Source organism: Dryocola boscaweniae (assembly GCF_025215095.1).
In the GTDB taxonomy this organism is placed as follows: domain Bacteria; phylum Pseudomonadota; class Gammaproteobacteria; order Enterobacterales; family Enterobacteriaceae; genus Dryocola; species Dryocola boscaweniae.
In genome coordinates, this window is record NZ_JALHAP010000059.1 from 1 (window position 1) to 10,628 (window position 10,628).

General features: G+C 51.4%; 9 protein-coding genes, 1 rRNA gene and 1 pseudogene. 5 read left to right on the plus strand and 6 right to left on the minus strand.

Annotated elements, in window-relative coordinates; translation table 11 throughout:
- The 3 genes and pseudogenes from rrf to MUA00_RS00355 all read left to right on the plus strand — a co-directional run.
- Positions 1-83 (plus strand): 5S ribosomal RNA (rrf, locus tag MUA00_RS21375); the annotation flags it as partial.
- Between the two features lie 173 nt (positions 84-256).
- Positions 257-448 (plus strand): annotated as a pseudogene (locus MUA00_RS00350) (DUF4385 family protein); the annotation flags it as partial.
- Between the two features lie 171 nt (positions 449-619).
- Positions 620-1,924 carry an MFS transporter gene (locus tag MUA00_RS00355; RefSeq protein ID WP_271121253.1) on the plus strand — a complete coding sequence of 435 codons (1,305 nt, stop codon included), beginning with the start codon at positions 620-622 and terminating at the stop codon, positions 1,922-1,924.
- On the opposite strand, the gene MUA00_RS00360 is transcribed toward MUA00_RS00355, so the two are convergent.
- The 5 genes from MUA00_RS00360 to trxC all read right to left on the minus strand — a co-directional run bounded on the left by MUA00_RS00360 (position 1,921) and on the right by trxC (position 7,661).
- Positions 1,921-2,244 (minus strand): YfiM family lipoprotein, encoded by a 324-nt coding sequence (locus tag MUA00_RS00360; RefSeq protein WP_271121252.1) that lies wholly within the window; start codon positions 2,242-2,244, stop codon positions 1,921-1,923. The genes MUA00_RS00355 and MUA00_RS00360 overlap by 4 nt on opposite strands.
- Positions 2,245-2,299: 55 nt before the next feature.
- Positions 2,300-3,655, minus strand: coding sequence for a CDP-diacylglycerol--serine O-phosphatidyltransferase (gene pssA / locus MUA00_RS00365; protein WP_271121254.1), 1,356 nt, complete (start codon positions 3,653-3,655; stop codon positions 2,300-2,302).
- A gap of 114 nt (positions 3,656-3,769) precedes the next feature.
- The gene (locus tag MUA00_RS00375; protein ID WP_271121251.1) at positions 3,770-6,430 is read right to left on the minus strand and encodes a bifunctional acetate--CoA ligase family protein/GNAT family N-acetyltransferase; all 2,661 of its coding nucleotides are present in this window, start codon (positions 6,428-6,430) and stop codon (positions 3,770-3,772) included.
- Positions 6,431-6,462: 32 nt separating this feature from the next.
- Positions 6,463-7,164, minus strand: coding sequence for a tRNA-uridine aminocarboxypropyltransferase (locus tag MUA00_RS00380; protein WP_271121250.1), 702 nt, complete (start codon positions 7,162-7,164; stop codon positions 6,463-6,465).
- A 77-nt stretch (positions 7,165-7,241) separates the two neighbouring features.
- Positions 7,242-7,661 (minus strand): thioredoxin TrxC, encoded by a 420-nt coding sequence (gene trxC / locus MUA00_RS00385; protein WP_271121249.1) that lies wholly within the window; start codon positions 7,659-7,661, stop codon positions 7,242-7,244.
- A gap of 211 nt (positions 7,662-7,872) precedes the next feature.
- Here trxC and MUA00_RS00390 point away from each other — a divergent pair, with 211 nt between their 5' ends.
- On the plus strand, positions 7,873-8,934 hold the full coding sequence (locus MUA00_RS00390) for a tRNA/rRNA methyltransferase (RefSeq protein ID WP_271121248.1): 1,062 nt from the start codon (positions 7,873-7,875) through the stop codon (positions 8,932-8,934).
- Between the two features lie 57 nt (positions 8,935-8,991).
- On the opposite strand, the gene ung is transcribed toward MUA00_RS00390, so the two are convergent.
- Entirely contained in the window at positions 8,992-9,675 is a 684-nt protein-coding gene (gene ung / locus MUA00_RS00395; RefSeq protein ID WP_271121247.1) for a uracil-DNA glycosylase, read from the minus strand.
- Positions 9,676-9,996: 321 nt separating this feature from the next.
- Here ung and grcA point away from each other — a divergent pair, with 321 nt between their 5' ends.
- Positions 9,997-10,380, plus strand: a complete 384-nt coding sequence (grcA, locus tag MUA00_RS00400; RefSeq protein WP_271121246.1) for an autonomous glycyl radical cofactor GrcA — start codon at positions 9,997-9,999, stop codon at positions 10,378-10,380.
- Positions 10,381-10,628: the final 248 nt, after the last annotated feature.

Sequence of the window (10,628 nt, forward strand, 5' to 3'; positions counted from 1 at the left end):
CCCATGCCGAACTCAGAAGTGAAACGCCGTAGCGCCGATGGTAGTGTGGGGTCTCCCCATGCGAGAGTAGGGAACTGCCAGGCTCCAAATAAGTGAGAAGCCCTGCACGCCGTGCAGGGCTTTTTGCTGTCTGCGATTTACAAACTGCATGACTATTCACATCTACTCAGACACGGCTCATTTACGTAATACTCTTCCTCTGCCAGGCTAAAAGAAACTCTTTATCCCGGGAGTACTATTTGCCGGCGCGTGAAGGTACACACGGGCACGGCGCTATGCAAACCATCAAGGTGGCCGCAAATACGATCCGGCGGGTAAAGAATTACCGCGTGGAAACGATCCTGTGAAGGCGCAAGCCGCAAGCATCTTCAAGCATTTCTGGGACCGGATATGTACTGATGAAGACTATATTCATCGCAAAAAAGCACATCAAAAGAAATGGGGCTAAATTTTCACCGTGCAGACGTAATATCTTTCTGAGTTTGCAACAAACACAAATGCTTATCACGAATTTATTAACAAATCAGTAGCATATAATTAATAATCGCGCATCAAATGTGTGACCTGCTTTACTGTAAGACGGGGATTTGCCCGCTATGGAAAACAGGAGAGAATGATAATGACAGAAGCAGTAACAACACATGAAGGCAATGCTGCTCTTACAGGTATTGACACCCGTCGCCGCATTTGGGCCATTGTAGGAGCTTCATCAGGGAACCTGGTCGAATGGTTCGATTTTTACGTCTACTCATTCTGTTCACTTTATTTCGCACATATCTTTTTCCCCTCAGGTAATACAACCACGCAGCTTCTTCAAACCGCCGGCGTTTTTGCTGCCGGATTTTTGATGCGCCCCATCGGTGGCTGGCTGTTTGGTTATATCGCTGATAAGCACGGGCGCAAAACGTCGATGCTTATCTCTGTTTGTATGATGTGCTTCGGCTCTCTGGTTATTGCCTGCCTGCCAGGATATGCCGTTATTGGAACCTGGGCTCCGCTTTTGCTCTTACTGGCTCGTTTATTCCAGGGGTTATCCGTTGGGGGTGAATATGGCACAAGCGCAACCTATATGAGTGAGGTCGCAGTTGAAGGACGTAAAGGATTTTACGCGTCATTTCAGTATGTCACCCTTATTGGCGGCCAGCTTCTGGCTTTGCTGGTCGTGGTTGTGCTTCAGCAGGTTTTAAACGATGGGGAGTTACGTAGCTGGGGCTGGAGAATTCCGTTTGCCATTGGTGCAGTGTTAGCCGTGGTCGCGCTTTATCTGCGTCGTTCCCTGGATGAAACATCGGATAAGTCCACTCGGGAGCACAAAGATGCCGGCACGCTGGGCGGGCTATGGAAGAACCGTCGAGCTTTTGTCATGGTGCTTGGGTTTACTGCTGCTGGTTCATTAAGTTTTTACACTTTTACCACCTATATGCAGAAATATCTGGTGAACACCGCCGGAATGCACGCCAATGTTGCCAGTGCTTTGATGACCTTCGCGTTGTTTATTTTTATGCTGGTGCAGCCGCTCTTTGGCGCGCTATCAGACAAAATTGGTCGTCGAACATCGATGCTTTGTTTCGGCGCTCTGGCAACCTTAATGACTGTGCCTGTCCTGACCGCGCTACAAAATGTGAGTTCGCCTTATGCCGCCTTTGGCCTGGTTATGCTGGCAATGCTGATCGTCAGTTTTTATACCTCGATCAGCGGGATCCTGAAGGCGGAAATGTTCCCGCCGGAGGTCAGGGCTCTGGGAGTCGGTCTTTCTTATGCTGTTGCCAATGCGCTGTTCGGCGGCTCTGCTGAATATGTGGCGCTTTCGCTGAAATCAATGGGAATTGAGACGGCATTTTTCTGGTACGTTTCAGCAATGGGAGCGGTGGCTTTCCTGGTATCTTTGATGCTGCATCGTAAGGGCAAAGGAATAAAGCTTTAATGCTCCGCTAACTGCCACAATGCATAGCCGGTAGCTGCGCCGGCTATGTCCCATGAGAGATCCTTCCAGCTCCAGCCGCTCCCGGCGGCACGGCTGTCCCATAATTCCTTCGATGCGCCCAAACTCATAGCAAAGAGAAATCCAAAATTCGCGCCGTGCGAGTTACTCCAACCCTGCCGCTGACCATACTCATTGCCTGCTGCGGAGAGCATGGCTGACGCCATAAAGTGTTGTGCCTTGTCCTGAGCATACCACCGATCCTGAGCCATATGGCTGCAACCGCTTAACAGCAATACTGCCGGTAAGATTATCCTTTGCATTTTCACTCTCCCATATAAAAAAGCCCTGCAGAGCAGGGCCTTAATTATAGATGGATTAGAGAATACGGCTTATCAGGCGATCGATTCGAATACGGCGTAAGCGGCGAATCAGCTTACGTACTTTTACCGGATACTCGGCGATACTTTGCAAATCGCGATAGTGCTGTACCACCGTTGTGTGAGTACGGATCAGCTCCAGTTCACGAAGGCGAAGCGGGGCGAGCTCCTGCTTTGGATCGTGGATCAAAATCGCATTTTCAAGATCCAGACGCCACGCTCGTGGGTTCAGGTTATTGCCGGTCAGCAGCATCCACTCGTCATCAACCCACATGCCTTTCAGGTGATAGCTGTTATCGTCGTCCTTCCACAGGCGAACGATCAACTGCCCGCTGTTTACGTAATACTGCAGGCGGCTCAGGAAGCGGCGCAGGTTTATTTCGTATAAATAAGGCAGGGCTCCGATAATCTTAAAGGGTTGATCTTCGGGAATATAAAAGTCATTAGCGGTTTTATCGCCAACGATAATTTCTACCTGTTTGCCATCGCGAAGAAGCTGAATAATATTGCGCACCAGCACCGCTGGTAGATTGAAATAAGGCGTGCAGATAACCAGTTTCTGTTCCGTGCAGGGCATCAGGTGGAAGATGGTCTTATTGAGTAAACTGGATTTCCCAAGCCCAACTAGCGGCGTAACCGAAAGCTGCTCGTTGTCAGCATTTCCCTGGAAATGAAAAGTTGCATCGCGCAGCTCCTGGCGGAACAGACGGATATCGTTTTTGATTTCCGGGCTCCGGGGGCGATCCTGAATATCAAGACGATTTACTGCCCGGCCGCGAATCAGATTCTGATTCACCCAGTCATACATCACATCCGCAAGCTGTGAATTGCCGATGACCTGATAGCGGTCATAGCGGTACTTGTCATGTTGATGAAGATAAACGTCGTTCAGGCTTGCGCCGCTGTAGATAACGCAGTCATCAATGATGAAGCCTTTGAAATGCAATACGCCCAGCGCTTCGCGTGTGTTGACGGGTACGCCATAGACAGGAATATCCACATCGGGATATTGCTCTGACATGCGGTGATACCAGTCGGCATTCGTATTAGTTGCGGCTACGCCAATACGGCCACGCTGCGCGCGATGCCAGTCGACTAAAATCGTTGCTTCAATTTCCGGGCGCTTTTGCTTTGCTTCATAGAGCGCGGTAAGAATGCCGTTACCGCCATCGTCTTGCTCAAGGTACAGCGAGACAATACAAACACGACGCGTTGCGCCGGCAATTTTTTGCAGCAAGGCTTCGCGGAAATCCGCAGGGGAGAAAAGGGTCTCTACATCATCAACTGACTGAGAAAGCTTTGGTAACTGGGCAAGGTGTTGTTGATGTTTATTACGCTTAAATTTAGACAACATCACAGTGCATATCTTCTCTATTCATTGGATGGCCTTCTGCAAAATCCAGACGTCAGAACTTGCTGATAATACCACTACTGCCTCGCAAAGTGAGTATGTTTTCCAGTGCCTTACTCACGAAGCTGCGCTTTTTACCAGAGGCAAAGTCAGGCTAACGATACCATCTTCAAGCTGTATGTCGACTTCAAAGCCCAGTTTTCTGGCAAGCGTAACCATGCCCCGATTGTTCGGCATAGTAATGCCATTTAGCCTTTGAAGACCGTGATCGCCCGTATAGGCGATTAGCTTTTCAAGTAACCGACGGCCCAGCCCCAGCCCTTTTAAGTCAGATCGCACCAGCACAGCGAACTCGGCATCAATATTATCGGGATCGGAAATTGCTCGCGTCACGCCAAGAATTTCGTCGCGCTCTTCCCGCCGACGCACTGCAACAAAAGCCATTTCCCGATCGTAGTCGATCTGGGTCATATTGGCTAAATCTTCATGGGTAAATTCGTTTATCTCGCTGAAATAACGATAATAAAGATCTTCCCTGGTGACCTGGGAGATAAACTGCTGAAGCTGAGGTTCGTCTTCAGGAAGAATCGGGCGGAACAGACAACTCTCGCCGTTCTTGAGTACAACTTTTTCTTCCAACTGGTGGGGATAAGGACGTACGGCAAGTCGCGCATCGGGGTCGCCCTCGAATGGCGCAAGCTGTAGCGTGACATCAAGCAGGGTGAATTCATTGCCCGAGGCCAGTAAAGGATGGATATCCAGACGATGGATCTCCGGACAATCAACAATCAGGTTAGAAACCTGCACCAATATTTGACTGATGCCGGGGATATCAAGCGGACGTAGCGCGCTGCGGCCTCGGATTTTGCCGCTCTTTATCGCCTGAATAACCAGATAGCGGGCAAGATTCATATTGAGCGGCGGTAGCGCGACGACAGCCTGCTGGTCTGGCCGCCACTCAATGCCTCCTTCGCCGAGCATAATCAACGGTCCGAATACGGGATCCTGTTCTACCACTATGCGCAGTTCCTGAGCGCCTGCGCGGTTTGCCATACTTTGCACTAACAAACCGTGGATACGGGCCTGCGGCCAGGTCATTTTTACGCGATCGATAATAGCGTCTGCGGCCTGCTGCACTTCGTTGGCCGTACGTAAATAAAGCATGACGCCCTGTACTTCCGATTTGTGCGGAATGTCCGGCGATCGCAGCTTCAGGGCTACCGGATAGCCAATTTGTTCCGCAATATGCACCGCTTCTGCGCTGTCGCCGGCAATCCATGTGGGCAGCGTATTAAGCCCATATGCTTGCAAGATGGGCCGCACTTCGTGAGTGTCAAGCGATGTCGCGCCGTCCTGCAAAGCTTGTTGAATAAGCTCATGCGCATCGCTGGTTTTGGCCGCAAGGCTTGCCGGCAGGGCAGGCGTTTCGCGCAATTGCTTCTGGTTCCTGCGGTATTCAACCATATGCATGAACGCCGTCACCGTGCCTTCAGGAGTGCGATAAGTCGGTATCCCCGCTTCGCTGAACAGCCGTCGTGCTTCCTGAGATGAAAATTCTCCGCACCAGTTTGTGATTAACGTGACGTATTTTCCGCGTGGATGAAGACGCAATAATTCGATGAGCGTAGCCGCGCTTTCAGTACCGGGAGCCGCCGCGCTCGGAGCATGAATAATCATTAATGCATCGAGATCCTGGCTATCAAGCAGCACTTTAACAGCGCGCTGATAGTGGTCGGGCGTGGCATCATCGCGCAAATCCAGAGGGTTGCCGCTTTCGACGCTAACAGGCAAAACAGTCCGCAGTTGCGTCAGCGTTTCATCACTTAATGAGGCCAGTTTGCCATTACGCAGCCATAATTCGTCCAGCGCGAGTGCGGCGGGAGCGGCTCCGTTACTGACAATCATTAATCTCTCGCCGCGAAGCGGACGCATATGGCTCAGGGTTTCTACCGCAGAAAACAGTTCATGAGTATCCTGCACACGCAGCAGACCGGCGCGTTGGATTGCCGCATCCCAGGCCGAATCCAGCCCGGGGTGCGTTTTTAGCAAAGCCTGCGCTTTAGCGCTACGCCCGCTTTTAATAACAAGAATGGGTTTGTTACGGGAAGCGCTTCGCGCGGCGGAAACAAAACGACGCGCATCGCTGAGGTGTTCAAGATAAAGCAGTATCGCGCTGGTCTTGGTATCCCGAGCCAGATAATCAAGCAGTTCATCTATGTCTATATCCAGACTATCGCCGAGCGCGATAAACCACGAGAAGCCCATTTCGCGTTGCTGAGCCCAGTCCAGAATCGTGTTGGAGACGGCTGCGGATTGTGAAATAAAGGCCAGTTTGCCTTTCTGTATAGGCACCGGAGAGAAACTGGCGTTAAGACCTTGCCAGGGGGCGAGCAAACCCAGGCTATTTGGACCAAGTAACCGTATCTGCCAGCGGTTTGCGCAGGCTAACAGCTCAGGCAATTGGTCGGGCGACGCGGAGAGAATAATGCACGCCTTACAGCCCTTTTCACCGAGAGCCTGCAGCAACTCAAGGTTGCGCTTTGAATGCGTACAGATAACTGCAAGATCGGGCGGGAAAGGGAGGCTTGGGATATCAGGCCAGGCAAGCACGCCGCAAACAGCCTGATGGCTTGGTGTGACCGGCATAACGGGACCATTAAATCCCCCGGCCAGCAAATTACGCATCATCAGATAACCGGCGCGATCGGTTTTTGCTGACGCGCCAATAACGGCGATTGATTTGGGGCGCAGCAGCGCCTCCAGCCCACGTTGACTCATTGCTCTCTCCCCTGAGACATATCTACGTGAGTTTAAACGCTTTCTGGCTCCGCTGCTGTGACGTTGCCCTGATGATGGGGTTTACCTGCCAGGTAACGCTCGCGGAACAGCGTGAAATGATCTGTTAAGCCAAAGGAGGCTTGCTTGTCTCCGGCCTGTTCCAGAAGTGCCGCTGCGACTTCTGCGGTGCAGTATTGCCCGTCAACGTTCGCCACACGCAGACGGTAAGCCGATGCGATGCTCAAATCTACGGAGATAACGGGCAACGCATCGAGCCACGGGCTTTTACGAAACATTTTGCGCGCTTCGGTCCAGGTTCCATCAAGCATGATAAACAGCGGCGGTTTGCCGGTAAGAGGCGGCTTTGTCAGCACTGTTCTGCCTTCTTCGGCATAGGAAGCAGGAAAAACGACCATCGGTTGGTAGTGGGGATCGGCGACTAAATCGAGCATCGCCTGAGGCGGTTCAGTGCGTGACCACTGAAATGCTGCCGTATCCGGAAGAATATCGGCAATCAGGCGCCCGGTGTTGCTTGGCTTCATCGGCTCCGTATCAAACATTATCAGGCAGAAGCGGCTACGCGCAGGCTGCGGTTGCAGGGTATCGCACAGGCAAAGCTTCAGCGGCAATAAGCAACGCTGGCAGCGGCGAATGCGATTACCACGGGCAAGAAATGGACGAGTAGCGCGCGCCAGGCGTTCAGCGCGAAGAAGAAGAACAGCGTTTTCGGTCATCAGGGATACGGAAGCAAAAACGCTATTCTAACGTAGATAACAAAACGGAGCACAAGAATCGTGCTCCGCTTTAAGAGTCAAAGGTTTTCGTTTAACCAGCCGTCAAACGGCGCTTTCGGCATAGCCCCGTTTAACATATCCACCATCTCGCCTTTCTTAAAGATCATGATGGTTGGGATACTGCGAATGCGGAAGCGCGCGCTCAAAGCGGGCTCTGCTTCAGTATTGACCTTAACGAAACGAATTTTGCCGCTACGTTCCTCAGCAACATCTTCAAAAATAGGGGCGAAATTAACGCATGGTCCGCACCAGGGCGCCCAGAAATCCACTACAACCGGCAGATCGTCTTTCAGTAATTGATCCAGCGTTTCGCTGGTGGCGTTGACGACTTCACCATCAAAAAGTTCGTGGCCACAGCGCCCACATTTTGCAACGTCGTCAATACGGTCGTCAGGAATGCGATTAATTGCCTGACAGGCGGCACAAACGGTATTCATAACTAACCTCTAAAGGTGTGTTGTCAGGAGATCGGCGCGAAGAACCGATGATGTTTCTAATATGTTAAAGAGTATCGGTGATTAATTTGGTGTCAACAAAGCGATTTATTCGATGGATACAATAGTTATTAGCTTTTGACCAAAGTTAATGGCTAAGCGGTGCTACATCGGGTAATCTGCGCGCCACGCGCTCAGCCAGGTGGAGAGAAGAATGAACGACGATTTAAAAGGTAAAAGCGGCAAGGTCAAAGTGATGTATGTCCGCGGTGACGATGACAGCGAAAAACGCAGCCAAAACCCGCGTACTGGTAAAGGTGGCGGGCGTGCGACAGCTCCGTCACGCGGTGAGGGCGGACGTCGCCCGCGTCGCGATGATAAACCTGGCGCCGGGCGCGAGCGGAGTCGTAGTGACGATCGTGAAGACCGCGGTGATTCGCCATGGCGTACGGTTTCCCGCGCTCCACGCGCTGAAGAGTCAACCACGCCAGATCACGGCGGTATCAGCGGTAAGAGCTTTGTCGATCCGGAAATTATCCGCCGTCAGCGTGCGGAAGAGACCCGTGTTTACGGTGAAAACGCCTGTCAGGCGCTGTTCCAGAGCCGCCCGGATTGTATCGTACGCGCCTGGTTCATCCAGAGCGTAACGCCACGTTTCAAAGAAGCGCTGCGCTGGATGGCTGCAAACCGTAAAGCCTATCATGTGGTAGACGACGCGGAGCTGGCTAAAGCATCCGGTACTGAGCACCACGGCGGTGTTTGCTTCCTGATTAAAAAACGCAGCGGGATTAGCGTGCAGAGCTGGCTGTCTAAAGCAGGCGAAGACGATTGTGTTCTGGCGCTGGAAGACGTCGGCAACCCGCATAACCTTGGCGGTATTATGCGTAGCTGTGCGCATTTCGGCGTGAAAGGCCTGCTGGTGCAGGATGCTTCGCTGCTGGAATCCGGCGCAGCGGTGCGTACCGCAGAAGGTGGCGCCGAGCATGTTCAGGCTATTAGCGGTGATACGTTTACCGACGGCCTTGAACAATTCCGCAAAGCAGGTTACGCCATTGTGACCACTTCCAGCCACAAAGGCACTCCGCTGTTTAAAGCTGAGCTGCCAAAGAAAATGGTGCTGGTGCTGGGCCAGGAGCGTGAAGGTGTAACCGAAGCCACGTTCGATAACGCGGATATGAGCATCGCAATCGACGGCACCGGTAATGTTGAAAGCCTGAATGTTTCTGTCGCAACCGGTGTGTTGCTCGCCGAGTGGTGGCGTCAGAATAAAGCGTAAATGAGCTTATTGTTTCGCCATAAAAAGCCAGCTTAAGTAAGCTGGCTTTTTTTATACTTACTGGCCCGGAAGTTTTGGCGACCAGTCGATCGGCGTCTGTCTGCGTTCAATCAGATAGTCATTGGTTTTAGCGAAATGTCCGCAACCCAGGAACCCGCGATGAGCTGAAAGTGGCGAAGGATGCGGGGCCTGCAAAACATAATGGCGTTTGCGGTCGATAATGCTGCCTTTCTTCTGCGCGTGCGATCCCCATAAGAGAAACACAACCCCTTCACGGTGCTGATTAATTAGCTCAATCACTTTATCGGTGAACGTTTCCCAGCCCAGACGAGCGTGTGAATGCGCTTTGCCGGCTTCAACGGTTAATACCGTATTGAGCAACATCACGCCCTGGTGCGCCCAACTTTCCAGATATCCATGATCCGGCCGCACAAAATCCGGGAAATCGTTTTGCAGCTCTTTGTACATATTGCCGAGCGACGGAGGAACAGCAACGCCGGGAAGCACAGAGAAAGCCAGACCGTGCGCCTGACCGGGACCATGGTAGGGGTCTTGTCCAAGGATCACCACTTTCACATCGCCAAGCTCCGTGAAGCGAAAAGCGTTAAACACATCTTTCTGCGGTGGGTAGACTGTAACGCCTGCTGCACGTTCGGCAGCAACGGTGCTAAGCGTATTAATGAAATAAGGTTGCTGCTTTTCTTCGGCCAGCACGTCGTGCCATGTGAGTGAGGTGGTCATGTCGCTCTCCTGCGAATCGTCATGTTGATAGCTTAACTGCTTCTTTCTTCCTAGCAAAATCTGCGATGACCAGTTCGAGGGTCTCACACAAAAAAAGTTGAAAATTTACAAATTTTTTAATTTCAAGCGCTGCGGCTAAGTTGATGTAAAACAAATAAATGATGAAGTAACCACAGTTGGTGCGGGGATTATTTTGATTTAAATCAAAGTTTGCGTCCTGTGGGACTGGTATATAGATCATCAGCGCAACAAAGGTTTTACCAATGAGCCAGAATGTGGCCCAAAAGAATCAGCAAAAATTAGCCCATGGGGAGACATAAAATGATTACTGGTATTCAGATTACTCAGGCAGCAAACGACGAACTTCTTAACTCTTTCTGGCTGCTCGACAGCGAAAAAGGCGAAGCGCGTTGTGTGTGTGCAAAAGCTGGCTTTGCGGAAGATGAAGTGGTTGCAGTAAGCAAACTGGGACAGTTTGAATATCGCGAAATCCCAGTGGATGTAAAACCTGAAGTCCGTGTGGAAGGCGGTCAGCACCTGAATGTGAACGTGCTGCGTCGCGAAACGCTGCAGGATGCCGTTGAGCACCCAGAAAAATATCCGCAGTTGACAATCCGTGTTTCTGGTTATGCGGTGCGTTTCAACTCACTCACCCCGGAACAGCAGCGCGACGTTATCGCCCGTACTTTCACTGAAAGTCTGTAATAACGTAAAAAATGCAAAAGCCGGCTCAGCGATGAGTCGGCTTTTTTAATAGTTTGGCGAGCTTTACGGCTCAGAACGGTCAAATCCCGGACTCAAACTATAAAAAAACCGCCTTTCATGAGGTAATGCCGATCAGTTAAGGATCGGTTGACCGATCCTGTGGCTGTGTAAGAATCCGGAAATGCTCACCCGTTTCCGGATTTTTTTATGCATATTGGACAGGCTCTTGATCTCGTTTCACGCTACGA

Bases quoted from the DNA above. Each gene is read 5' to 3' on its own strand.
- MUA00_RS00355 (WP_271121253.1), top strand. From the start codon at position 620: ATGACAGAAGCAGTAACAACACATGAAGGCAATGCTGCTCTTACAGGT.
- MUA00_RS00360 (WP_271121252.1), bottom strand. From the start codon at position 2,244: ATGCAAAGGATAATCTTACCGGCAGTATTGCTGTTAAGCGGTTGCAGC.
- pssA (WP_271121254.1), bottom strand. From the start codon at position 3,655: ATGTTGTCTAAATTTAAGCGTAATAAACATCAACAACACCTTGCCCAG.
- MUA00_RS00375 (WP_271121251.1), bottom strand. From the start codon at position 6,430: ATGAGTCAACGTGGGCTGGAGGCGCTGCTGCGCCCCAAATCAATCGCC.
- MUA00_RS00380 (WP_271121250.1), bottom strand. From the start codon at position 7,164: ATGACCGAAAACGCTGTTCTTCTTCTTCGCGCTGAACGCCTGGCGCGC.
- trxC (WP_271121249.1), bottom strand. From the start codon at position 7,661: ATGAATACCGTTTGTGCCGCCTGTCAGGCAATTAATCGCATTCCTGAC.
- MUA00_RS00390 (WP_271121248.1), top strand. From the start codon at position 7,873: ATGAACGACGATTTAAAAGGTAAAAGCGGCAAGGTCAAAGTGATGTAT.
- ung (WP_271121247.1), bottom strand. From the start codon at position 9,675: ATGACCACCTCACTCACATGGCACGACGTGCTGGCCGAAGAAAAGCAG.
- grcA (WP_271121246.1), top strand. From the start codon at position 9,997: ATGATTACTGGTATTCAGATTACTCAGGCAGCAAACGACGAACTTCTT.